Raw genomic sequence first — 26,249 nt, 5'->3', positions numbered from 1 at the left:
ATATCATGAAAAAACTTTTAATTACCAGCTTATTTCTAGGAAGTTGTGTACTCCTCCTAGCACAAAAAACGACTAAAATACCTAATGTTTATAAACCCGTCCGTTCGGAAATGTATAAGAAAGGATGGATAGACTTCAATAAAAATGGTGCTAAAGATACCTACGAAGATCCGACAGCACCTATCGATGCACGTATAGAAGACCTGCTCAGTCAGATGACACTGGAAGAAAAAACTTGCCAAATGGTGACTCTTTACGGTTACAAACGGGTTTTGAAAGATGATTTGCCTACTTCTGAATGGAAAAACCAACTATGGAAGGACGGTATCGGAGCCATTGACGAACACTTGAACGGTTTCCAACAATGGGGGCTTCCACCGTCGGACAATGAATATGTATGGCCGGCATCCAAACATGCCTGGGCGCTGAATGAAGTGCAACGTTTCTTTATTGAAGAGACACGACTCGGCATTCCTACCGATTTTACAAACGAAGGGATTCGCGGAGTGGAAAGTTACAAGGCTACCAACTTCCCTACTCAACTGGGACTGGGACATACGTGGAACCGTCAACTAATTCACCAGGTAGGACTGATAACCGGACGGGAAGCGCGTATGTTGGGATACACCAATGTATATGCCCCGATACTCGACGTCGGACGTGACCAACGCTGGGGACGCTATGAAGAAGTGTATGGAGAATCACCATATCTGGTAGCAGAATTAGGTATTGAAATGGTGCGGGGTATGCAACACAATCATCAGGTTGCAGCTACCGGAAAACACTTTATCGCTTATAGCAACAACAAAGGTGCACGCGAAGGAATGGCTCGTGTCGACCCGCAGATGTCACCGCGTGAAGTGGAGATGCTTCATGCCTATCCTTTTAAAAGAGTTATCCGCGAAGCGGGATTACTCGGCGTAATGAGTTCTTATAATGACTATGACGGTTTTCCTATTCAAAGCAGCTATTACTGGCTGACTACCCGCCTGCGCGGAGAAATGGGATTCCGTGGATATGTCGTTTCGGACAGTGATGCCGTAGAATATCTTTATACCAAACACGGGACCGCCAAAGATATGAAAGAAGCCGTTCGCCAAAGCGTGGAAGCCGGATTGAACGTGCGTTGTACATTCCGTTCACCGGATTCGTACGTATTGCCTTTAAGAGAGTTGGTAAAAGAAGGAGGACTAAGCGAAGAAGTAATCAATGACCGTGTACGTGATATTCTGAGAGTGAAGTTCCTTGTCGGCTTATTCGATACTCCTTACCAGACAGATTTGAAAGGAGCGGATGAGGAAGTAGAAAAGAAAGAGAACGAGGAAGTCGCTTTGCAAGCCTCTCGTGAATCCATCGTACTCTTGAAAAATGAAAAGAATGTGTTGCCTCTGGATCCTTCAAAGATCCGAAAAATAGCAGTCTGCGGTCCGAATGCAGATGAGCATTCGTATGCGCTAACTCATTACGGACCTTTGGCAGTAGAGGTTACTTCTGTTCTAAAAGGCATTCAGGAAAAAATGAAAGATAAAGCAGATGTACTTTATACTAAAGGCTGCGACTTGGTAGATGCCAACTGGCCGGAATCAGAATTGATTGACTATCCTCTGACAGATGAAGAACAAAAAGAAATAGACAAAGCTGTCAGTCAGGCCAAACAGGCAGATGTAGCTATTGTCGTGCTAGGTGGCGGACAGCGCACGTGCGGAGAAAACAAATCCCGCAGCAGTCTCGACTTACCCGGTCGTCAACTCGATTTACTAAAAGCAGTAGTGGCTACGGGAAAGCCTGTCGTGTTGGTTCTTATCAACGGACGTCCATTATCTATCAACTGGGCAGACAAGTTTGTCCCTGCTATTCTCGAGGCATGGTATCCGGGATCTAAAGGTGGAATAGCTGTAGCAGATATACTCTTTGGAGATTATAATCCCGGAGGAAAACTGACTGTAACTTTCCCCAAAACCGTAGGCCAAATACCTTTCAACTTCCCTTGCAAACCTTCTTCTCAGATTGACGGCGGCAAGAATCCGGGACCGGACGGCAATATGTCTCGTGCCAACGGCGCATTATATCCTTTCGGATACGGGTTAAGTTATACCACTTTCGAATACTCCGACTTGAAAATCTCTCCGGCTATTATCACTCCCAACCAAAAGGCTTATGTCACCTGTAAAGTGACCAATACCGGAAAACGATCAGGAGACGAAGTGATACAACTGTATGTACGTGATGTACTGAGCAGCGTCACTACTTATGAGAAGAACCTTGCCGGATTCGAACGGGTACACCTGAAACCGGGTGAAACGAAAGAAATCACTTTCCCTATCGACCGCAAAGCACTGGAACTGCTGAATGCAGATATGCATTGGGTAGTAGAGCCGGGTGACTTCACATTGATGCTGGGAGCTTCTTCTACGGATATTCGTCTGAACGGAACACTGACTGTTGTAGAGCCGGGGCAAGCTCCTGCCACAAATACACACAAGGACAGTACTCCTGTCAGTGCCAGTACCAATGCAGACACAGTAGATAATGTAATTGATAATAATTTAACTACGTTCTGGGAAGGCAATAAAGGGGACTACATTACCTTTACCTTACAGAATGGAGCTAAAATAGACGGAGTATCCATTGCCTTCTCCCGTGAGAACGGACTGGAAACTGACTTCGAGATACAACTATCGAGTGGCGGCGGACAATTCCTCACTGTATATTCCGGTACTGTGAAAGAGTACAATAAACTGTTGGACTTCCGTTTCAAAGGAACTACTGCCAGCGATTTACGCATTGTACTAGGTAGTGACCGAGTAGGAGTAGCAGAGATAAAACTTCCCCAACTGCAAAAATAGGAAAAGGCGTGTTTAAAAAGTCGGTAGTATCTTCAATTCCCCTTCTTTCCGAAAGAAGAAACTTTTCGATACTACCGACTTTTCTATCAGTCTTTTCCTCTAAATTATTTTATATGTTCATCTCCATCAATCTCCCCAGCCCGGATTATTTGGCTTCAACTTAGGATTCAGAGCCATTTCGTTTAACGGCAAAGAAAATAAGTAATGTTTGGGAGATTCAAATATAGCCGGGGTAGTCACACGTTTTCCATATACATCCAAACTTCCATCTGCATAAGTTCCCACTTCTGTTTTCAATACAGCGATTTCCTCAGGTGTGTAAACATCTGTATATAGCATCATTCCCGCTTTGGGGGCTACCAGTCTTTCACCACATCCCCAACGCATCAAATCAGCGTAACGTAATCCTTCTCCGAACAATTCCACGCGGCGCTCACGACGGATCTCACGAATCAAATCCGCATTAGTTCCTTTAATAATCGGATGCTTGGCTACCAGTTTAGAGTCAGTTGCCGGCGAACTGGTTAGCTTTACATTAAATCCGACACGTTTTCTTAAAGCATTTACAGTCAAATCCAATTCAGGATCTTTTCCTAATTCTGCTCCGGCTTCAGCGCGAATCAGTAACACCTCAGCATAACGGAATATGATAGCATCCAGAGTACCTACGCCATGAGTATCGGAAAACTCTTTTTCGTTATAAAACTTAGCAATTGCGTATCCCGTACTGGAATGTGTCCCTCCTTCAAGGAAAGAAGATATTGAACTTCTTTTCCCTTCCAAATAATAAGTATAAGGTCCTGCATACGGGGTCGCGATTGTCTGCAACAGACGTGGGTCACGATTCTCCAATTCATCTTTAACCGACGTTACCCCCGTCTGGTCATACGGTTGCCCTGTTATTGTCAAATAATCATCCGCACAATCTTTGCTCATACCCATCATTTGAGCCATTTCACCCAAACGTAGTTGCCGGGTTACATTATTACCTTTATCAACTTTGGGGTCATATTCTTTTGATAGAATAACCTCTGTGTTAGTATTATAATTATCCTGAATAAATAATTCGTGATATGCCGTAGCGGGAGAAGTTCCTTCATACAATTTATATCCATATTCCGATTTCATTAATTCACCAGCAGCATCATAAGCAGCTTGTAGGAATTTGGTGTCATTTTCTATATTATGGTAACGACGATAAGTACCCTCAAACAAACAGATTCGTGCTTTTAAAGCTAAAGCCGCATCTTTACTCACCCTATATACCTTTGTCTTTTTAGGCAACCATGCAATAGCCTGGTTAATGTCTCTCAATACATTATCCATGACAAGAATCCGGGAATCACGCCCTTTATATAATTCTTCCGTATCAGAAGGTGTCAGTGCTGTGTCATACCAAGGAAGATCACCGTATTTTCTTACTTTATTAAAATAATCCATGCACTTGAAGAACAAGATTTCTCCGGCGTATTGTTGCTTCACAATTTCTGTTTCCGGTGATTTCTCATAATTCATTAGAAACTCGTTGCATGCACGAATATTCTCCCACTTCCAATCAGACCCTTCATCAGAAGCATTTTTTACAGCTATCTGATGTCCGAAGCTTACATCATTCTTTTCCCAAGGAAGAATATTGTCCGAGTTCCAGTCGTCTTCCAACATCGAATTGTACCCTTTAGGGGCACCATGACCGTTAATCAACTTTGGATAAAAGTCATTGCAATATTGTTCTAAAGCATTGGCATTGGCAGATTCAAAGAATTTTCCGGTTTCAATGATATCTTCCGGGGTCCTGTCCAGAAAATCGCATCCCTGCATAAAGAATGCCGCTACCCCTAGTCCTAGTATAATTATTTTTTTCATAATAAACAGATTTTAAAAAGTTAAGTTAATACCAAATGAGAAGGTCCGACTAAACGGATAAGCCTTACCATCGGAAGTAAGATTACCCACCAATTTATTGTCTTTGGAGTTGGACTGACGTGTACTGACAATATCCGGATCCAGATACTTAAATAGCTTAGTCCCTACCCATAAATTCTGGCCACTTGCAAATACTTTCAATTGCTCGATTCCAACTGTAGATATCCACGCTTTAGGTATTGTATAACTGATTGTTAAATCCTTCAAACGAATATATGCACCATTCTGCAAGTATTTTGTTTGGGTTTGCTTACTCCTGCCACTATAACTTGGAAGCGGGTAATAGGCATTGGTATTATTCTCACTCCAAGAATTATCAACATGGTAATCATTAACAGCAGATTGCCATACGTTGCTATTACTCGGAAATCCCCAAAACACCGGGCTGTCAATCCATAAATCTCTTTTAGCTATCCCTTCAAAAAAGACACGCACATCGAATCCCTTCCAGGAAGCACTGGCATTGATATTGAAAGAATAACGGGGAGTGGTGTTACCTATCACTTTCTGGTCACCTGTATTATAGATAGTCTTGGCAGATGTAATACCTTCCACTCCATCCAAATCTTTATAACGTATGTCACCTACTTTCCAAGTCTTTGATATATCTCCCTGAATAGTAGCCATTCTCTGAGCTTCTGCTTCGTCCTGAATGAATCCATCAGTTACATACCCCCATATTTCTCCGATTCGCTTACCTTCATAGTAATTATTCAAAGCTCCTTCCGGATTATCGAATTTTGTAATAGTTGAATAACTGTCTGCAAGTCCTACACCGATAGAATACATTAACGGACTGCCTCCGACATTATTAATCTTATCATTCCAAGAAACAGATAATTCCCAACCATTCGTCCGCATATTCGCCAAATTTTCTTTACCACCGGAACTTCCCAATACGGCCGGATAGGTTTTAGAAATCACCATATCGTTTGTATTACGGATATAGTAATCGAATGAAGCATTTAAACGGTTATTCAACATAGCGATATCCAGACCGAAGTTGGTAGTTGTTACCTTTTCCCAAGTAATATTGGTACTTGCCAATGTCGGTGCTTTCAATCCGGATATAACTTTTCCACCCATTACATAAGATAAAGTTTCATTATCCAGATAACCTAAATAGTCAAAATTTCCGTTTGTTACCTGATTGCCTAGTGTTCCGATAGAAGCGCGAAGCTTTACATTATCAAAAAGGTTGCGTGCAGGTTCAAAAAACTTTTCTTCCGACAGTCTCCAACCAACAGACACAGAAGGGAAAAATCCCCATTGTGAACCGCTTTTATATTTGGAAGAACCATCATAACGTCCATTCACTTCCAACAGATATCGGCCTAAATAGTCATAATTCAAGCGGAAGAACATGCCTTGTACAGCCCAGACCGTTGCATCTTCTCCTATAGACTGCAAAGTAGTAGCAAGGTCACTGACCGGAGTATTGTTGTCGTACAGTCCTGAAACTTTTGTCTTCAAAGCTGTTATTTTTTTACTTTCCTGATTATATCCGGCCATGACACCGAAAGAGTGCTGCTTGATAGTTTTCTTATATTCAGCCCAGAGGTTTAAAGCTTGATAAGTGTCATTGTACTTATCATTATTTACCCCATTTGAACTTCCTTGCGGAATACTTGTACCATCCGGTTGTGATTGATACAAAATATTTTGATGCTTTTTCTGTTGCTTAAAAAACTTATTTCCTGTATAATCCCCTTTAATGGACAAACCTTTTATCGGAGTAATATTGAATGCTCCCGTATACCAAAAGTCATCGGAAGAAGTAATATCACGTCCTGCTTGAGCCATGATTCCTGCAATATTATAGTTGAAGTTAGAACCGGCCACAGCTGCAAAATTTCCATCCGGCAGATAAACCGGAATAAAAGGAAAAGCACGATAAACTTCATGATAAGGACTACTTCCCATATAATCGTATGTATTCGGAATGTCCGACTCGTTACGGTTATACTTAGTCCGGAAGGTGATTTCCAACCAGTTTGTCAATTGAGAAGTAAAATTGAAAGACATATTGATACGTTTATAAGTATCATCTCCAAATGCAAATAATCCATCTTGTCCTTTGTATCCGATAGAAGCATAATATGAATTTTTCTCAGTTCCTCCGCTGATACTGGCATTATGTTGCTGCATGAAAGCAGATTTCTTATAGAACTCCTCGAACCAGTTTGTATTAGCAGCATACGCCCACTGACCTATACCTGTATACTTGCCTGTTTGGTCTATAAATACAGAAGGGTTATTGACCGGGTCACTATTATACCTGTCAATGGCTTCTACTAATTCAGTGGAAAAGTCTCCGTTACCACCGGAATTAACACTAGCCTGATTAATTGCATGAATCCATTTGCTGGAATTTATGCCTTCGGGCAATCTGGAAGGAGACGACCAGGAGAAATTGTTGTTGTAATTCACACGCACTTTCTCACCTTTAGTACCCTTCTTTGTAGTGATCAAGACCACTCCAAATGCAGCTCTAGCTCCATAAACAGCAGCTGAAGAAGCATCTTTTAACACCGAAATGCTTGCAATATCCTGTGGATTGAGCAAAGAAATATCATTAGTTTCCACTCCATCCACCAATATAAGAGCCGAGCCACCGTTCAATGATGTTGTTCCACGGACATTGATTTGCGCAGTTGCGTTAGGACTACCTCCATCAAATGTTATATTCAAGTTGGGAATAGCTCCTTGTAATCCTTGGGTTACGTTAGCTATCGGCCGATCCTCCAACACATCGCCATCAGCCATAGTAACGGCTCCCGTCAAATTTACCTTCTTTTGGGTTCCATATCCCACTACTACTACTTCATCCAGCACTTCAGAGTCCTCTTTCAAAACTATTTTAAAAGAAGTCTTACCATTAACGCTCAATGTCTGACTTTTCATTCCAATATAAGAAATTGTAATTTGAGCATTGGATGCTACATTGTTGAGAGTAAAAATACCGTCAAAGTTGGTAATACTACCATTGGTAGTTCCTATTACCAATACACTGGCACCAATAATCGGTTCGCCTTTTTCGTCCGTAACGGTACCGCTAACTGTCAGTGATTGCCCCAAAGTATTCACGGACAAACAAGAAAGAAATAACACAAACATGCTTCGAAGAAACATGAATGGCAGTGTTTTACATTGTTTCATAGAATAAATTGTTAGTTAGTAATTAGATTTATATCAAGGTCACATTAATAATAAGGAAGTAAACAAAATCCCTATGCGTGAAATCGGACAAGGAACTGTTTACAATAATTAATGGTTAACTTGCTCTTTTATTTATTAAAGTAAGAGGATGTGCCTCACGGCACTATTTATTTTTGCTTATGTGTATTATTTCATTGTGGTATTGCAAATATACCATAAAATTCCTAATAATCAAAAAAAATAGTCTTTTTTTGAAAAGATTAGTTAGCGCTTTTTCGAATATCGAAAAAATACATAATTCCACTCCTCTATCCCAAATATTCTCTTAAAATAAAAACAATCCTAAAGAAGAATTCCAGCAAATTATTGACTTTATTCCAAGTCAATCACTTACCTTTGTCATACTGATACAATTTATGCAATATTCCGTACAACATAAAATATCAATATCATGAAACAATTATTGATTACAACTCATTTGTATACATTCGCTGTTATCTGTGTAATTGCAACTACCATTAGTAGTTGTACCTTTAAAAAAAAGACTGATATGGAAACACCAACCGGAACAAAGGAAAATGAACTAACCATGCTAGTAGGAACTTACACGTCAGGAGACAGTAAGGGAATTTACAGTTTCCGTTTCAACGAAGAAACCGGAACAGCAACCGCACTTAGTGAAACGGAAGTAGAAAATCCCTCTTATCTCGCAGTTTCTGCTGACGGGAAATTTATTTATACAGTCAGTGAATTCAATAATGAACAGGCGGCCGCCAATGCATTTGCCTTCAATCAGGAAAAAGGAACTCTTAAATTATTGAATTCACAGAAAACCGGTGGTGAAGATCCTTGCTATATCATTACAAATGGAAATAATGTGATAACCGCCAATTACAGCGGCGGCAGTATCTCTGTTTTTCCTATCGCAAAAGACGGTTCACTCCTGCCTGCTTCCGATATTATAAAGTTCGAAGGTTCGGGAACCGATAAGGAACGACAGGAGAAATCCCATTTACATTGTGTCCGTATCACTCCGGACGGTAAATATATGTTTGCCGATAATTTGGGAACAGACCAAATACATAAGTTTATCATTAACCCGGACGCGAATGCAGAGAATAAGGAAAGTTTTCTTAAAGAAGGTTCTCCTTCCGCCTTTAAAGTGAAAGCCGGTTCAGGTCCCCGGCATCTGACATTCTCACCCAACGGTAATTATGCCTATCTGATTAATGAACTGTCGGGTACAGTAATAGCCTTCGAGTATAAAGACGGAGATTTAAAAGAAATCCAAACCATAGTTGCCGATACAGTCTGTGCAAAAGGCAGTGGTGATATTCATATCAGTCCGGACGGCAAATTCCTGTATGCCAGTAATCGCCTGAAAGCAGACGGCATCGCCATTTTCAGTATCCAACCGGATAACGGAATACTGACAAAAGTAGGTTATCAACTTACAGGGATTCATCCGCGTAATTTCATTATTACGCCTAATGGCAAATACATGCTGGTTGCTTGCAGAGACAGCAATGTCATTCAGATATACGAAAGAGATGCAGACACAGGCCTGTTAACAGACATACACGGAGACATAAAAGTAGATAAACCTGTTTGCGTGAAATTTATACCCAATCCCAAACAGAGCTAATATTCACAAGACCTAAAATTATATATAGCCTGATACTTATATTCTCTTTCAAGTGTGAAACAATTTAAATGTGAAAGAGCTAAGCTGATTAACAAATCAGCCTAGCTCTTCATTCAGGAATAAAAAAGCATCCACTATCTCATTTGATCAAACTACGAAAGGCCTGAATCCCCTGATGATTAATATCCAATTTTTCTACCTCTTTCAATAACCTGGCAGATTTCTCTTTCTGATTCAATCCCCAATATCCCAATGCCATCATATATTTGCAATGAATTATATTCCTTACAGTCAAGTTATCCTCCCAAATCAAAAGATCAGGCAATGACACAGCGAAATAATCCATTTTAATCTTGTCAAACAAATGCTTCTCTCCGTAAGAAATCAACTTATGAAAACGTCCATTCGCCTCATCTATGCGTCCTAGTTTTAGTAATGCCAACCCCTGATAAAATATTTTATCGGGTTTCGCATCATTATAATACATGGCGGCGGCAGGTTCTGTCGGCCCAACAGTGGCCTGTTCCCAATATCTGACAGCTTCATCTTTACGGTTCAGATTTTCATAAGCGCAACCCAAGAAATAATAGAAATCATTCTCTTGTGCACCGTACAATTTGCCTTCACCTAAATGATGCGGATATTCCAAGCATTCTTCCAGTAATGCAATTGCTTCTTGATTATTGCCAGCAGTCAATGCTTGCTTAGCCAGTTCCACACGGGCTAGTTGATATTGGGCAGGTACTTTTCCCTCACCACCTTCCCAAGGGTGGAAGCTATGTGCATCAAGCAATGCTTTGGCTTTTTCATATTCACCAGTCTGGTTCAACAGAGTTATTTCTTCCAATACAAGATCGTCACGTTGCTCAATCAAATCAGGATATTGCCGTAAGAAAGCCAGACGTTCCTTATGCGGACGACGAACACGTTTATAAAGCTGGTCCAATTCCATTAGAATACGTGCATCTGTTGTATCAAGCCGAAAAGCACGTTCCATGTATTCGATAGCCTTTGTTTCTTCATTCTTTTTATTGAAATAAGCCAGAGCCAGATTACGCCATACAGTCGGGAAGTTATCATCTAGCCGGGCAGAAGTTTCCCATGCTTCCATAGCCAAGTCGTACTGACGTTTGTCATAGTATAGATTACCCAGATAATAAGGAGCTTTAGCATCATGCGGATTTTGCTCCATGGCACATTGTAATGCAAGGATTGCTTCCAGACGGTTAGGGAAACAATAATCAGGACACATCTCAGCCGCTTGGGCAAACACCTGTCCTGTTCCCGGTAATTCCCCTTGAACCAGACACCAGCCTAAATAATAATAAGTCATAGGAGTAACGGCACCTTCAGTTATAGCTATATTCCATAAAGAAGCAGCCTCTTGCCAACAACCTGCCGCACAATAATCAAGCGCTATTTCATCATAGTTATGAGGTTCGCCACGCATCATTTCCTTCAAAGTAGCCAACTCGTCAGAAACATTGGTTATCAAATATTTTTCATAACGACAGCCAAAGTTGAATTTATCAATGGCCAATGAATCCTCAATCAGTTGCAGAGCTTCTTCTGATTGTCCCATTCGGCGGAGGATAGCAACTTTTAAAGCACGGGCTTTATGATTGTGCCAGTTGCGGATTAGCGAGTGATTAATTTCATCCAATGCATCTGCCAAGCGGTTTTGCATAGTAGAAATCTGTGCACAAGCAAAATATCCGGCATCCTGCCAAGCAGCATTCCAGCAAGCTTTATAGAAACGGTCGTAAGCCTCATTGTAATGTCCCTGATATTTCAAGGCAAGGCCAAGATTATAAATCGGTTCTCCGTCATAAGGATTCGGATTACGTTTTTGTAGGGTCTTCACGGCAGTAAGCAGATATTGTTCTGCTTTATGGAAACGCCCTTTACGTATATACCACAGACCAAGCGCGTTATTATTACGTACATCAATCGGATCACGCCGCAATGCTTCTTCGTAGTATTCTACGGGATTATAAGTAGCATGCCTGTATTGCTCCAAATGCATACCTGTTAAATAAAGCTGTTCAGTTGTCTTTATTTCTTGTGGAAATAGCGCAGCTTCGGCAGCATCAGGAATAGGTTTCACTTCTTCCGGTTCCGCATGCCAATAAAGCAATTCCCTTCCGTTTGCCGTGATTTCAAGAATCAGTTTATTAAGTTTCTCACCATTCACATTTACCACTTCATTCAGCAATTCTTCCGGGGTGATAGTCACTTCCTTGCTATAATACACTTTACCGTCTTCTCCTTTCAAAATAACGTTTACCGTCTGACGAGAAGTAGCAAATATCTTACAACGTACACAGTCTTCTCCTTCCGGTTCAATGTTCATCAGCAAATCCCTGCTGGCATTCTTCACCACTCCCAATTCCCGGTAAGGCAGGAAATATTGAACGAAACTCTTTTCTTCATAAGGTTGCAGCCAAGTAAAGTCCGGTTGATTTTCAGTATATACACCTGCCATTAATTCAATATACGGTCCATCCTCATCGGTCAGATTACGGTCCCATGCACGACCGAAATCACCGTTCCCCCAAGTCCATTGTTTCTTACCCGGAGAAATATGGTGATTGGCTACATGCAGCATACCGGCACGGGTATCATTCTCATATCCACCCTCGAAGTCAAAGCGGGAATTTACAGCCATATAGGAAGTAGGAACCTTGATATTCTTATAGTTCGAGATGTCCACTCCGGCGGAATAGTCCATCTTATAATAAGTACCCGTTGCGATAGGAAAACTGGATACGGCACGTTTTCCATGGTCGAACACGGCATTGATATCCGGCGGGAATACGCTCTGATAGTAATCATTCACCGCTACGGCAGGATTCGCCCACCACAGAAAGGTCTGCGGTACTTCGGTACGGTTGTAAAGTACTCCTTTGATTTCAAGAAAAGCATGTCCGGGACGAAGTGTAAAACCTGCCATTCCCTTCTGATGAAACATACGTTCCATTTCATTTACCCATACCGTGACGCTTCCGTCGGCATTTTCCTCAATAGTCGTATCCACGGGCATATAAGTACTGGGGCGATGATGTTGAGGCCAGTTAAATTCGATACCACCAGAAATCCACGGTCCTGCAAGTCCCACCAAAGCCGGCTTTATCACATGATTATAATAAATAAAATGACGCTCTCTGATTTTATCATAGGCCATCTGCACACGTCCACCCAGTTCAGGCAGAATCATCACTTTGATATATTCGTTTTCGATAAAAATAGCATTGTATTCCTTATCCACCTTTTCATCGGACATTGATTCAATCACAGGATAAGGATAAACTACCCCACTACTGCCTTGATACACCCGTTTCTCCAGGAAAATCGGATTCTTCTCCGGTTTACCTACTTCATAGGTAGGGATAACCACCTTTTCTTTCCATGCTTTTACCATCGTATTATTGATTATAAATTTATTTTTTATTCGTTGACAAAAAAAACAAAAGGCAAAGAAGATCGGAGACAGGGAGGTTTTATATCCTCCCAGCCTGATTAATGATGTTATGCCTATTTACTTGCTAATTTGACAATCCGTTATCGTTTATTTAATTAAGTCCTTTTCTAATGCTTCCAGCGATTTGCCTTTCGTTTCGGGCAATGCACGGAAGAAGAACAGGTAGCCGACAGCACAAATGGCTGCATAAATCCAAAATGTACCGCTGCTTCCCAAGAAATTATTCAGTAGCGGGAAAGTGTATGTCAGTGTGAAACTACCGACCCATAAAGCAAATGTACAGGTAGCCATCGCAACGGCACGTACTCGGTTCGGGAAAATCTCGGCGAGCAGTACCCAGGTGATTGGCCCCAACGACATCGCATAGCAAGCAATAGCCAAAACGACCAGCACCACCATAAAGAATCCACTGACTTCGAAGAAATAACAAGTACCCAGAATAAGATAAATGCCTGCCAGTCCCCCGGCTCCCAACAGCATAAGAATACGGCGTCCTAAACGTTCGACTGTATAGATTGCCACAAAAGTAAAAATTACATTTGCCACACCTGTCACCACAATATTAAAGAGAACATCTCCCAATGAATATCCTGCGGACTGAAATATCTCCTGCGCATAATTGAAGATAACATTCGTACCGCACCATTGCTGGAACACAGCTACGATAATACCTAAAACAAGCACTTTACGGAACGGACGGCTAAACAACAACCGCAATCCTCCTTCCGACTTCGAAGAACCGGTTTCTTCCACCAGGCGAAGTTCCTGACCGGCATAGTCGTCACCGCCTATTTTGCTGAGTACATTCCATGCCTTCCCTTCTTTCCCTTTCATCGCCAGCCAACGGGGACTTTCGGGAATGAAACATGCCAGCAACAAGAATATCGCAGCAGGGAAGGCAGCCGCCCAAAACATCCATCGCCATCCCATTTGGCCATTCCACGAAGCGCAGATATCCGCGAGAGAGAAGTCTGCAGGAATAGGCTCCGCAATCAGCCAGTTTGTGATTTGAGCGCCAAGAATACCGAGCACAATTGTCAATTGGTTTAGCGAGACGAGTTTTCCCCTGATTGAGGCAGGAGCTACTTCGGCAATATACATAGGAGAAAGTCCCGAAGCGATTCCGATGCCGATACCTCCCAGAAAGCGGGCGGCCAGGAACCAGCTAAATACTGAAAATGCCCCGGTAGCATAGGCAGAAGACAAGAATATGAAAGCAGAAATTATCAGGAGAGGTTTACGCCCATAACGGTCTGCCATCATCCCTGCCACCATAGCGCCAATCAGACAGCCGAGTAAAGCCACGCTCATGGCAAGTCCCTGCATGGCAGGCACATCGGCTATATCGAAATAGAGTTCGTAGAAAGGTTTCGCTCCCCCTATCACTACCCAGTCATAGCCGAATAGAAGTCCGCCCATTGCGGATACTAAACAGATAAAATAGACAAACTTTTTATTATAACTTCTCATACCATTAGAAGATTGATTGATTAATTGATTTTGCAAACTTGTTTTTTAGACTTTCGACCGAACACCCGGTACTCCTTTTTTTCTAGTCCAAGCCCCTATAAATAGATGTCGCTTTTGTTTCTATCACTTTACCTTCATTCTTTAGTATCAGGCTTCTGATATCCTCTTCGCCAAGCATCGTCCGGGGAGCAAAACTTTCAGAATTCATATACGTAACCAGGCTGTAAAGCATCTGTTGTATTTCAGGCTTGTCGCTTCCCTCGGAAAGAATATCCATAGCACTCATTATCAGTTTTCCCTTTCCACATTTTGTTTCAAAGACAGATACCAACTTTCTGTTATTTGTAAAATTGTCAATAGATTCCACAATCGGTTCAACCGGCGGTAACGAATCGACAACCAGTACTTTCGACCTCTTCACCAGATTCCACCATTGCCAGTTGCTATGCATTTCTGTAGGGAAGTGCCGCAAAGCCGCATGTTGAGTATTGCACAGAAGTCCCATTGTTCCTGCCTGTCTGGGGAAATGGACAGGACTCCAGAAGACCGGAAGAAACTTCCCTTCCAATCCTTTCAGATAACTCATTTTCGGAGAAAACAAAACTTTTCTTCCTTGCTTCAACGCAGCCAAAGCTTCTTCTACATCTTGAGTCAGCAGGACATCTCCGACCTTCAATGATTCGATACGAGGATATACCCAAACAGGCCACGTATTTTTCCATTCAGTTCCTTCTACAGATACCGTGAGATACAACTTTGAAGCCTTCCGTACACTTTTAAGTTCTGCACGGATATCTCCACATTGTGTCACTGTTCCTTTGGATATACTTTCCACATTCAGTCTGCCGTTCGAGATTTGCGTTCCCGCCTCATCAGCCAGCTGCCACATTATCTGTTTATTATCAATAGCCGCATTCGAATAGTTGACAACTTCAATTGATGCAGAGAACATCTCATCACCGGAATAAACCGCTTTAGCAAAACGAGCCAACGGAACAACAGGCGCACAAAACTGCCTGAAAGCAGAAGCCTCAATCAATCCTTTCGAATCCCAGAAAGCATCCAAAAGTCCGACCAGTGCAGTTCCCTGTCCCGGGAAATCATGCAAATCCAACAACTGAAAACCGCTGAACTGCTTTGTTTTCATCGCTCTTTCTATCTCCTCCTTATATAACAAGACCGCCAATTTTCCCGATGCTTCCAGAAAATCCTCCGCTTTCGAATATAATCCTTTCTTCTGTAAATCCTGTTTAACAGCCTTAAAATTCAGAGGTTCCAGTACTCCTGTGTATTTCTCTATTTCTTTTAGATTCGGAAATACGGCATACTGCCCAATCTCATGAGAGATAAGAGGGACATTCATGTCCTGCATGGCGGCACTGTAATCTTTATAGAAACAAGGTGGTTCCTGATCGAAAATACCTTGTCCCCTCACCCAACCTTTATCTGTCCATTGCGTGACAAAAAAGTCATCTTCCGGCTCCGGTTTCGCTCCATGTCCTTTTTCGAAAGTAAAAGTCGAAGTTGTATATAAACGCCTGCTATCTTTCCCTTTCATATATCTGACCATGTCATTCAACAGTTTAAAATCATACTGGAGTTCATTACCAACACTCATCATGCAGAATGACGGGTGATTTCCATACGCTTCGACAATCCGGTCAAATTCGTTATAAAGAAATTGGGTCATTGCCTCATCCTTGCCGATAGTATAAGACCAGTTCGGCAGTTCCACCTGTAAATAGAAACCTAACTTATCCGCAACGCAAAATGCCGCTTCCGGCGGGCACCAGGAATGAAACCTCAAATGGTTCAGCCCCCACTCCTTGGCTGTGGCAAAGACTTTCATCCAACCTTCTTCCGTCATCGGCGGAGTACCTGTCAGAGGAAAAATACAACACTCTAATGTTCCGCGCAGGAAAATTCTATTACCGTTGACCGTCAGGATGCCTTGACCATTATCTATCTCGCGCATCCCGAAAGAAACATCTTTCCGTTCAGTTTTCTTCCTGTCAAACCGGCAAACTACAGACAAATTATATAATTCAGGAGTAAATTCATCCCATTTCTTCATATCTGTACCCAGCGAATAATCATATTCGAGCTTCTGCCTGCCTTCTTGCAAAGTAATCTGAAATTCTTTTTCTACAAACTTCTGTCCACCTTCAGGCTGTCCGACCTGCAAGGCTAGTTTCACTTTCTCCGGTTTATGCCCGCTATTCTCCAAAGTAACCGCCACCCGTATCTTCCCATTTCTGACATCAGGATAAACATTCACATGCTGAATACTGACTTTCTGCCGGGCAGTCAGTTTCATCTTACCCAACACTCCATTCCACATAATCTGAGTGTCATTGGTATAAGCATGTGCCAGGTCGTTTGCAGAAATATCATATCGCTTTCTATTGTCAATACGTAAAGCTATTATATGTTTACCTGCCGACAGACCTTTCGGCATGACAAACCGATGAGGAGCGATCAAGCTTTCCTGTGCACCCGCCACTTCTTCTCCGTCAATCCATAAACGGCTCTGCCACAGGACTCTTTCAAAAGAGAACTCCAACGGCTGTCCTGCCATACTTTTGGGAATATTAATCTCACGCTTGTACCATGCGACCCCTACATAAGCGTTCTTACGGGTCAGACGAAGCAACTGCGGTTTTTCCAGTTTGGGAACGAGTCTGTTGGAAGTCCCTTTCCGGGCCAAATCTGTGGTTCCAGGCAAACTTATATTATCGGAGAAAGATTTCAGATACCATCCCTCTTTCTCCCCTACATCTGTACTATCTAAAGCCAATTCCCAATTTCCACTCAAATCCAACAGATTTTGGGCGGCAGAAATACTGGAAATTCCCAATAATACTATTAATAAGAAAGATTTCATATTATAACTTTTCATACCATTAGAAGATTGATTAATTAATATTGCAAAGATAGAACCGGTTGAGTAGACAAAAAATAGAATTTCATTTTATAAAGATAGACAATCTTATTTTTTTGCCCTATATTTGATAAATAGTATACATTACTATATATTTGCATAAAACAGTTGAATCACATACTATGATATTATGGTAAAGTTAAAAAATGGATTTACCGGAGAAAGGGCTTTAGTGCTTCCCCGAATGATTGTTGACAAACTGGAGGAAGATCCTCTGACCTCCATGCTCCATATCACGGATATAGGATATTATCCGAAGGCCAAACATCACTTCCGGGAACGAAAAGAACCGATCAATCAATATGTATTCATTTATTGTATCGACGGGGCCGGTTGGTATCGGATAGGTGAACAGGAATATACCGTTTCCGCCAATCAATATTTTATCCTTCCTGCGGGAGTTCCTCATGCCTATGCTTCTAATAAATCTTCTCCATGGACTATTTACTGGATACACTTCAAAGGTATCCTTGCTCCTTTTTACGCTCAGGAAGCAAGCCGTCCAATGGATATCCAGCCCGAATCACATTCACGTATCAGTACACGAATCAACTTGTTCGAGGAGATATTCAATACTCTGAAGAATGGTTACAGCAATGAAAACCTGCGTTATGCGTTCTCCATGTTCCATTTTTATTTAGGAACACTACGCTATATACAGCAATTCCGCAACGCTGCCACACATAATGACTCAACAGAAGATGAAAATATAAGCGAACTGGCAATTCATTATATGAAAGAAAATATGGAGAAACACCTCAGCCTGCAAGATATAGCCGACCAGATCGGGTATTCTCCTTCTCACTTCTCCATGCTGTTCAAGAAGAAAACAGGACATGGCCCGGTAACCTACTTCAATTTATTAAAAATACAGCATGCCTGTTTTTTACTCGACACCACGGATATGAAAATTAATCAGATATGCTATAAGATAGGTATAGAAGATACTTATTATTTCTCCCGCTTATTCAGCAAGATTATGGGAATGTCACCACGGGAATATCGTAAATCGAAGAAAGGATAACTGCCTCGAAACTTTTAGTTTCAAGCCTTTGGAACAATAGTTTCAAGGCGGTGAAACTTTAGTTTCCCTATATGGAAACTTTAGTTTCAAAGCCTTGAAACTAACTGAAGTAAAGCTTGATTCTGACGAGGACCTACAAGGGAAGTATGAGAAATGCAATACGAACAGTATGAGAAATGACTGTTTTTTATCGGTTTTAGGTTAAAAAAGTATGAGAAATACCTTATTGAAAAAGTATTTCTCATACTTTTTTATATTGATTAATAACAAATTATCTAAAAACAATGAGAATATGAGAAATGCTTTTCTCATTTCCGATTCTTCGCCAAATTTGGTGGTAATTTAACCAGTCGGTGGTATCTCCATTCCCCTCCTTCGGGGAAGGAGGGGTGGCTGAAAGCCGGGGTGGTAGGTGGATACACAATGCTGATAATAACAGACTTACGCATTCACCTACCACCTCCCCCTACGGGGACTCCTCCTTCCTGAAGGAGGAGAATGTTGAATACTATTGACTATCAAATTATTGTTGAATACTATCGACTATCAAATTATTATTTTCCTAATTAAGTTTACCACCAAATTTAAAGAAGAACCTCATTTCCCTTCTGGTAGGCGAGGGCTACTTTTTCTCTATCGACAGCACAAATTGGCGTAAATATACTTGTTGTTCATCACTACCCGCATTTGTAAATCGAACGAATTTCACCGGGGCTTTTTGCAGTCCGGCCGTCAGTCGGGCATCTTTCTGCTTCAAGTCGATCGTTTTCCATTCTTTACCGTCCGCGGAGATTTCAAAACGTCCCCATGTACAAGGTTCCTTCTTTCCGAAATTAATATCTATACTTTCTGCCGGATAGATATTATCCAATTCTATTTCTATGAAGTTTCCTGCCGGCCATTTCACGACTTCGTTCATCGGAGAGATAAGTATGCGGTTCGCCTTTATTTGTAATGGCAAATTCTTTATTTGCTCCACATTACTGATAAGCTTATGTGGCATATAATCTGTTGTGGCATCCAAATCGGCTCCATACTTCTGATTATATCGTTTTACGGCAGTCGCAAATATCTGGTCAATCAAAGGCTTTATAACTTTGGAGGCTGTCTTCACTCCCGGTTGATAAGGATTCTGATTATAATTCTGGTCGGTATAAAACATTCGTTGCTGCAAAGCTTTCACATGATTATATCTCCGTAAGAAAAAAGACTTCGAATCATTTTTGACCATTTTCAGTACTTCTTCTCCGGTTTCGGCCAGCAGATTGAATTGATGAAGCCACGGAGTTATTTCTACAATCAACGGCTCGTTTTCTGTATTCACCAATAGGATATCGCCAGCTTCCTTCATCTGTTCAAATGTATCCCACAAGAGGTCAAAATCAACTTTTTCATATTTTCCACTCTCAACATAACTGCTAAGGAAACGTTTGGCAACGGGTTGAATATTCATAGACTCTTCGCGGCGATAACCGTGTCCGTTGGGACCTAAGTCGGAATTGTGCATGGCAAAACATTCCAATTCGTCCGCAGCCCCCGGAAGAATGGTACGGATAGCGTCTTTCCACGTTTTCCAAGTATCATATTTAGTAGGATTCCATGCATAGCTTGCAACACTGTAAATAGCAATCTTAGAGGCTTCGGCGTGCTCCATAGGATTGGTCACAAAACCGGACATTTCCTTCGCTATTGTGGTGTCGTTGCCATAAACAGGTCCGAGCAGTAAATGGTCGCGTACATAATCGGATACCGGAAAATTCCACCAAATGTAGGCGGGACGTTTAATGCGTTCGTTAATCCAGGAAATGCCGTCGCGGGTAATATCGGAAATCACACGATCACCTGTCCACATAATCTGGACAGAAGGATTCAGTTTCTCACCTAATGTAGTCAGATAATTGCCTTTGGGGTTCGACCAGCTTTTATTATACTCCGTAGGACACATGATAAGCGGAGTTACATCCGGCTTTGCCTTTACAAACGCCTCATCAATATAGTTCAATAATTCAGCTTGCTTCTGAGGATTGGTACCTTCGCCCGAGATGTCATCAAAGAACACCGCAAAGGAACGGACACCGAGCTGATACATCTTCTCAAATTTTGAGAGCAATAAATCACGGTCTTCCTGGTTCCATTTGATATCCTGTCCCGGGTGAATAGCCCATACAAAATCAACTTCATTTTCATTGGCTACTTTCACAAGCTCCTGCAATTGGGCTGCTTCCTTTTCCGGATAAGGCAAACGCCAGTTGGGAGCGCTGTGATACGGATCGTCTTTAGGACCGTAGATATAGGTATTCATCTTATTCTCACCATAAAACTTCAGTTGGCGAAGACGTGCCTGATGGCTCCAGGGAGTTCCGTAGAAGCCCTCCACTACACCGCGATAACGGACAGAAGGATAATCTTTGATTTCCACTTCCGGCAATTTTCCTTCTTTCAGCAATTGGGCGAATGTCTGAATAGCATAATAAGTGCCCCGTTCATCATTGCCGGCCAATATGATTTCTTTATCATTGACAGCCAGATAATAACCTTCTTCATGTTTGGGAATCAGCTTGTTATACTTACGTACACTTTTGTCTCCCTTCTCACCAATATAAATACGGATTCCTTCCTTGGTACTTTGCTTGCCGGTAAGGATACCTTGCAACGCTTTCACCGCATGCGGGTTTGCTTCTTTTTCACCTTCTATCCGGTAGATAGCAGGAAGACTGAGTGTTTTACCTTGTTCATTGAGTTGCTGTGGGGGCGGCTGTAAACTTACATTTTGTGCAATTGAAGTGAGTCCACACAACAAACAGGCTCCCATTAAATAAATCTTTCTATTTTTCATAAGTAATTAAAAGGGGGGTTAGTATATTATTATACAAAGAAATACAAATCAATCTAGTTATACAAATTTCCGGGAGACAGATAACATAGATTTTAGAATAAAAAAGAACAATTACATATTGAAAAGTTCTTAAAAAGGAACTATTAACAACTCATCGGCCAATAAAATGAGAACCGGATTGCATACTACATTTAACTTTGAACTTAAAGATTCATAATTGGTAGTGGTATATTCCATTATTTGTCTTACATTTATGACGTTTTATACTTTACTAACTTTATATATAATACAGCATGGAATATATCAATCGTTTCTACTGGCTAATAGCTTTATGTCTTATTATTTCCACCGGAGCCAATGCTTCCGTAAATCCCAAACCTTTTGTTATCCCCGAACTGAAAGAATGGAAAGGCAGTGACGGAGCTTTTGTTCCCACCGAGGCTACAAAAATCGTGTATGCCGCCAACAATCCGGAGCTTGAACGCATCGCACGAATCTTTGCCCAAGACTATCAAACAATGTTCGGACGTTCGCTCGAAGTAGTGCAAGGGAAAGGAGCTGCCGGCGACTTTATCTTTTCCCTCCGCACCGACAAGAAATTAGGAAAAGAAGGATATACGATCCGCGTCACAGACCGGGTTGCTTTATCCGCCCCCGAAAATATCGGTGTATATTGGGGTACACGTACCTTACTTCAGATTGCCGAACAGTCAGAAAATCATCAGCTCCCGAAAGGAACCCTGAGAGATTACCCAGACTATCCGCTTCGCGGCTTTATGATAGACTGCGGCCGTAAGTTCATCCCGCTTTCATACTTACAGGATTATGTAAAGACTATGTCTTACTACAAGATGAACACTTTGCAAATCCACCTGAACGATAACGGCTTCAAACAATACTTCGAACATGACTGGTCAAAAACGTATGCCGCCTTCCGCCTGGAATGTGATACTTATCCGGGACTGACGGCACGGGACGGACATTATACGAAAAAAGAATTCGTCGACCTGCAAAAATTGGCTGAACAAAGCTATGTAGAGATCATTCCGGAGATTGATATCCCCGCCCACTCCTTGGCTTTCAGTCATTATAAACCGGAATTGGGAAGTAAAGAATATGGCATGGATCATTTGGATTTATTTAATCCCGAGGTTTATACTTTCTTCGACGCTCTTTTCAAAGAATATCTGGAAGGAGAAGAACCTGTATTCCGGGGCAACAAAGTCCATGTGGGCACCGACGAATATTCAAACGCCAAAAAGGAAGTTGTGGAGAAATTCCGCGCCTTCACCGATCACTATATCCGTTATATAGAAAGCTTCGGCAAGCAAGCCTGCGTATGGGGTGCACTGACACACGCCAAAGGAGATACTCCCGTCAAATCGGAAAATGTCATCATGAATGCATGGTATAACGGTTATGCCGACCCGAAAGAAATGATAAAGCAAGGATACCATTTAATCAGTATCCCGGACGGACTGGTCTACATAGTCCCCCAGGCAGGATATTATTATGATTATCTGAATACCAAATCACTATACGAGAAATGGACTCCTGCACAGATAGGCAAAGCCGTGTTTGAAGAAAAGGACCCGAATATTTTAGGAGGAATGTTTGCTGTATGGAACGACCATGTGGGTAACGGCATTTCCAATAAGGATATTCATCACCGGGTTTACCCGGCTTTGCAGACACTAGCCGTTAAAATGTGGACAGGCAAACAAGTCACAACTCCCTATGACAGTTTCAATGAACAACGCAATTTACTAAGCGAAGCTCCGGGTGTGAATCAACTCGGAAGAATCGGAAAAGCTCCCGGCCTGGTTTACGAACAGGCAGCTGTTACCCCCAACCGTACTCTTCCCTATCGGGAAATCGGGTATAATTATCTGGTATCTTTTGATATAAAAGGAGCTGATGAAGCAAAAGGTACAGAACTGTTCCGTTCTCCTGACGCCGTATTCTATTTATCTGATCCGATAAGTGGAATGTTGGGCTTTGCACGCGACGGCTATCTCAACACTTTCAACTACCGTATCATGCCCGGCGAACATGCAACAGTAGGTATTAGCGGAGACAACCGCGTCACCCGCCTGCATATAAATGGAAAAATCGTAGAAGAACTAAATATACAGAAACGCTTTTATAATGGTGGAAAAGATTCCATGAATTACGTTCGTACATTAGTTTTCCCATTACAGGAAACAGGTAACTTCAAAAGTCAGATTACCAATCTGAAAGTCTACCGCCAATAGGACGGATATTGATACAGAAAAGGCTGTCCCGTGTTTCATTCCGGGACAGCCTTTTTATAATCCAGTTATGACAAATGTAACTGCTTTCTTACCAGTATTATTTTATGGATACTCAATAAAGAATAATCGTATCCTTCTCCTGCCTTGTATTTAATCCAAAACTGATAGAGATTTTCCGCAATACCTTCGCTAATTCTTCATCTTTACGAATAGTTCCCGTAAACAGATTATCCCTATTCTTTTTATTCTCGAAACACACTTTCGTATGATACTTCTTATTGATTAAGTTTATCAGTTCACCAAGCGGCTTATCCGTAAAGTTATACTCTTCTTTTCTCCAGTCATATCCTTCAATATCCAACGTCTCGGTTTCAATCGTCTTTGAATCAATATAGTAAGTGATGCGTTGAGCAGGCTTCACCTCTATGGCCTCTTGCCCCGTCACCTGAAAATCTATTTTTCCGGTAAAGAGAGTCACCTCCGCTACTTCATCATCAGACTTTATATTAAATTCCGTCCCTTTGACTTCCACAAGCGCATCTTTGAAATAAACCCTGAAAGGACTGCCTCCTGTCATCTTTTTCACCTCAAAAGACGTTTCTCCCTCTAAGACCACTTTGCGCTCTTTCAAAAAATCGTCCTGATATGAAAGCGTACTTCCCGCAGCGAGCCATACCACCGAACTATCCGGAAGGACATACGTCATACGCGTATCGGCCGGTCCCAAGATTATTGTCTCTAAAGAAGCTCTTGAAGTAATCAGATACCACGTACCTACGACCAGCAAAAGACAAGCGGCGGCAGCCAGAATCCTAAAACCCCGATTATAGCCTGACAATTTTTTCTTTGCAGGTTTGTGATTCCAACATACATCCGTAATGTTGGTCCATATCTCCTCCTCAATTTTTTTGTTTTCAATAGAAGTGCCAAAGAATTTATCCCACTGTCTTAGTAATAAACGGCACACCGGTCCTTCATCCGCTAATTTTATTTTTTCCTCCGGAGTCAGTCCTTTAGAAAACATCTTCTTTACTATTTGTACAAATTCCTTGGCATTCATAATACTTTATTTTTTTAATTGAGATTCAATAGGATCGTCATACTGAGTCTGAAGCTTTACCAATTCCCCTTTCAGTTTTTCAGTTATCTTTTCATAACCGGGCTTCCCAAACAAATTATGCATTTCATGCGGATCTTTTTTCAGGTCATACAGCTCCCACGCATCAATATCATTATAAAAATGTATCAGCTTATAGCGTTCGGTACGCACACCATAATGACGTTTCACCGCATGTTCCGCCGGATATTCATAGAAATGATAGTAAAGGGACTTACGCCAGTCCTTAGGACGTTCTCCTTTCAGCAAAGGCAACAAAGATACCCCCTGAATATCTTCCGGAATATCTACTCCCGCCATTTCTAAGAAGGTAGGTGCATAGTCTATATTCTGAACCATTTGCGACACTTTTCCTTTCTTGCCATGAGGAAAACGGGCTAACAACGGAGTACGGAATGACTCCTCGTACATAAAGCGTTTGTCAAACCAACCGTGTTCTCCCATATAGAATCCCTGGTCGGAAGTATAAACCACCAATGTATTTTCCAGAAGCCCTTTTTCTTCGAGATACTTCAACACCCGTCCGATATTGCGGTCGACCGAACGAATCACACTCAAATAATCATGCATATAACGTTGATACTTCCACTCCGCCAGTTCCTTGCCTTCCAGTTTCCGGGCTTTAAAATCTTTGATAATAGGGTCATAATAAGCATCCCAGGCAGCTTTTTGTTGCGGATTCATACGCTTATACATAGCGCGTCCATAACCTTCCAATCCAGTTTTTGTATGAATCTCATTTTCTTTATCCGCCATTTTCAGGTCATAGACAAGGTCCATATCCTTGAATATGTTCATCTCCTGTTCGGAAGCAGCTATACGGCCTTCATATTTATCATAGAAATTTTCCGGCAATGGAAACTTCACCTTATCAAACGCTCCCAAGTCACAAGTGTCGGGCATCCATGTACGGTGCGGGGCTTTATGATGCAACAACAGACAGAACGGTTTTTCTTTCTCCCGTTTGTTCTCCAGCCATTCCAGCGCCAAGTCCGTAGTGATATTGGTGGCATACCCTTCTATCTGCACTTTCTTACCATTATCTATAAAATAAGGATTGTAATAATCACCCTGACCAATCAGAATATTCCAATAATCGAATCCCGTGGGATTAGAGGTAAGATGCCATTTACCAACAATAGCAGTCTGATAACCTGCCTTCTGCAACAGCTTAGGGAAGGTCTGTTGGCTTCCGTCAAACCGATGCGCATTATCTATAAAACCATTCTTATGGCTATGTTTTCCCGTCAACATACACGCACGGCTGGGCCCGCTTATAGAGTTTGCCACAAAACTATTGGTAAAGACAACTCCTTCATTGCCGATACGGTCGATATTGGGTGTCTCTATAAAACGGTGATCGTAGGCACTGATAGTCTGAAATGAGTGGTCGTCACTCATTATATACAAAATATTCATAGGCTTCTCAGACGCCCCTTTACTCTGAGCAAAGGAGGGCAATGTTACCAAGGCGGCTACCCCTGACAAAAAAATGCAGTGTTTGTTGTTCATCACTATAAAATTAAGTTCGTTATGTAATAAATACATTCAT

General features: G+C 41.7%; 12 protein-coding genes. 4 read left to right on the top strand and 8 right to left on the bottom strand.

What is annotated here, in order from left to right; all coding sequences use genetic code 11:
• Window positions 1–5: 5 nt before the first annotated feature.
• The gene (locus CGC64_RS08340) at window positions 6–2,846 is read left to right on the top strand and encodes a beta-glucosidase (RefSeq protein ID WP_005679392.1); all 2,841 of its coding nucleotides are present in this window, start codon (window positions 6–8) and stop codon (window positions 2,844–2,846) included.
• Window positions 2,847–2,972: 126 nt separating this feature from the next.
• Here the strand turns inward: CGC64_RS08340 and CGC64_RS08335 are convergent, their stop codons facing one another.
• Both CGC64_RS08335 and CGC64_RS08330 read right to left on the bottom strand, forming a co-directional pair.
• The gene (locus CGC64_RS08335) at window positions 2,973–4,709 is read right to left on the bottom strand and encodes a RagB/SusD family nutrient uptake outer membrane protein (RefSeq protein ID WP_005679390.1); all 1,737 of its coding nucleotides are present in this window, start codon (window positions 4,707–4,709) and stop codon (window positions 2,973–2,975) included.
• Between the two features lie 12 nt (window positions 4,710–4,721).
• On the bottom strand, window positions 4,722–7,901 hold the full coding sequence (locus CGC64_RS08330) for a SusC/RagA family TonB-linked outer membrane protein (protein ID WP_005680231.1): 3,180 nt from the start codon (window positions 7,899–7,901) through the stop codon (window positions 4,722–4,724).
• 478 nt (window positions 7,902–8,379) lie between these two features.
• On the opposite strand from CGC64_RS08330, the gene CGC64_RS08325 reads away from it, so the two are divergent.
• Window positions 8,380–9,573: a lactonase family protein gene (locus tag CGC64_RS08325; RefSeq protein WP_005679387.1), complete on the top strand. Its 1,194-nt coding sequence runs from the start codon at window positions 8,380–8,382 to the stop codon at window positions 9,571–9,573.
• Window positions 9,574–9,712: 139 nt separating this feature from the next.
• Here the strand turns inward: CGC64_RS08325 and CGC64_RS08320 are convergent, their stop codons facing one another.
• The 3 genes from CGC64_RS08320 to CGC64_RS08310 all read right to left on the bottom strand — a co-directional run bounded on the left by CGC64_RS08320 (window position 9,713) and on the right by CGC64_RS08310 (window position 17,423).
• A complete protein-coding gene (locus CGC64_RS08320; RefSeq protein ID WP_005679386.1) occupies window positions 9,713–12,994 on the bottom strand; it encodes a DUF5107 domain-containing protein in 3,282 nt (1,093 codons plus the stop codon).
• Between the two features lie 147 nt (window positions 12,995–13,141).
• Window positions 13,142–14,524 (bottom strand): sugar porter family MFS transporter, encoded by a 1,383-nt coding sequence (locus CGC64_RS08315; protein ID WP_005679385.1) that lies wholly within the window; start codon window positions 14,522–14,524, stop codon window positions 13,142–13,144.
• Window positions 14,525–14,606: 82 nt separating this feature from the next.
• Window positions 14,607–17,423, bottom strand: a complete 2,817-nt coding sequence (locus CGC64_RS08310; protein WP_005679384.1) for a glycoside hydrolase family 2 — start codon at window positions 17,421–17,423, stop codon at window positions 14,607–14,609.
• 172 nt (window positions 17,424–17,595) lie between these two features.
• On the opposite strand from CGC64_RS08310, the gene CGC64_RS08305 reads away from it, so the two are divergent.
• The gene (locus CGC64_RS08305) at window positions 17,596–18,489 is read left to right on the top strand and encodes an AraC family transcriptional regulator (RefSeq protein ID WP_005679383.1); all 894 of its coding nucleotides are present in this window, start codon (window positions 17,596–17,598) and stop codon (window positions 18,487–18,489) included.
• Window positions 18,490–19,111: 622 nt separating this feature from the next.
• Here CGC64_RS08305 and CGC64_RS08295 read toward each other — a convergent pair.
• Complete coding sequence (locus tag CGC64_RS08295) at window positions 19,112–21,325, bottom strand: beta-N-acetylglucosaminidase (RefSeq protein WP_005679381.1); 2,214 nt, start codon at window positions 21,323–21,325, stop codon at window positions 19,112–19,114.
• A gap of 293 nt (window positions 21,326–21,618) precedes the next feature.
• Here CGC64_RS08295 and CGC64_RS08290 point away from each other — a divergent pair, with 293 nt between their 5' ends.
• Window positions 21,619–23,580: a family 20 glycosylhydrolase gene (locus CGC64_RS08290; RefSeq protein ID WP_005679380.1), complete on the top strand. Its 1,962-nt coding sequence runs from the start codon at window positions 21,619–21,621 to the stop codon at window positions 23,578–23,580.
• Window positions 23,581–23,692: 112 nt separating this feature from the next.
• Here CGC64_RS08290 and CGC64_RS08285 read toward each other — a convergent pair whose 3' ends face one another.
• Window positions 23,693–24,640, bottom strand: a complete 948-nt coding sequence (locus CGC64_RS08285; protein ID WP_005679379.1) for a FecR family protein — start codon at window positions 24,638–24,640, stop codon at window positions 23,693–23,695.
• Between the two features lie 6 nt (window positions 24,641–24,646).
• Window positions 24,647–26,209, bottom strand: a complete 1,563-nt coding sequence (locus CGC64_RS08280) for a sulfatase family protein (RefSeq protein WP_032855531.1) — start codon at window positions 26,207–26,209, stop codon at window positions 24,647–24,649.
• Window positions 26,210–26,249: the final 40 nt, after the last annotated feature.

It is taken from the genome of Bacteroides caccae (genome assembly GCF_002222615.2).
Classification (GTDB): domain Bacteria; phylum Bacteroidota; class Bacteroidia; order Bacteroidales; family Bacteroidaceae; genus Bacteroides; species Bacteroides caccae.
The sequence above is the reverse complement of the archived record's forward strand: the minus strand, read 5'-3'. Positions and strand labels throughout refer to the sequence as shown.

What these genes read in the sequence shown, in the direction of transcription:
- CGC64_RS08340 (WP_005679392.1), top strand. Translation starts at nt 6, where the DNA reads ATGAAAAAACTTTTAATTACCAGCTTATTTCTAGGAAGTTGTGTACTC.
- CGC64_RS08335 (WP_005679390.1), bottom strand. Translation starts at nt 4,709, where the DNA reads ATGAAAAAAATAATTATACTAGGACTAGGGGTAGCGGCATTCTTTATG.
- CGC64_RS08330 (WP_005680231.1), bottom strand. Translation starts at nt 7,901, where the DNA reads ATGTTTCTTCGAAGCATGTTTGTGTTATTTCTTTCTTGTTTGTCCGTG.
- CGC64_RS08325 (WP_005679387.1), top strand. Translation starts at nt 8,380, where the DNA reads ATGAAACAATTATTGATTACAACTCATTTGTATACATTCGCTGTTATC.
- CGC64_RS08320 (WP_005679386.1), bottom strand. Translation starts at nt 12,994, where the DNA reads ATGGTAAAAGCATGGAAAGAAAAGGTGGTTATCCCTACCTATGAAGTA.
- CGC64_RS08315 (WP_005679385.1), bottom strand. Translation starts at nt 14,524, where the DNA reads ATGAGAAGTTATAATAAAAAGTTTGTCTATTTTATCTGTTTAGTATCC.
- CGC64_RS08310 (WP_005679384.1), bottom strand. Translation starts at nt 17,423, where the DNA reads ATGAAAAGTTATAATATGAAATCTTTCTTATTAATAGTATTATTGGGA.
- CGC64_RS08305 (WP_005679383.1), top strand. Translation starts at nt 17,596, where the DNA reads ATGGTAAAGTTAAAAAATGGATTTACCGGAGAAAGGGCTTTAGTGCTT.
- CGC64_RS08295 (WP_005679381.1), bottom strand. Translation starts at nt 21,325, where the DNA reads ATGAAAAATAGAAAGATTTATTTAATGGGAGCCTGTTTGTTGTGTGGA.
- CGC64_RS08290 (WP_005679380.1), top strand. Translation starts at nt 21,619, where the DNA reads ATGGAATATATCAATCGTTTCTACTGGCTAATAGCTTTATGTCTTATT.
- CGC64_RS08285 (WP_005679379.1), bottom strand. Translation starts at nt 24,640, where the DNA reads ATGAATGCCAAGGAATTTGTACAAATAGTAAAGAAGATGTTTTCTAAA.
- CGC64_RS08280 (WP_032855531.1), bottom strand. Translation starts at nt 26,209, where the DNA reads ATGAACAACAAACACTGCATTTTTTTGTCAGGGGTAGCCGCCTTGGTA.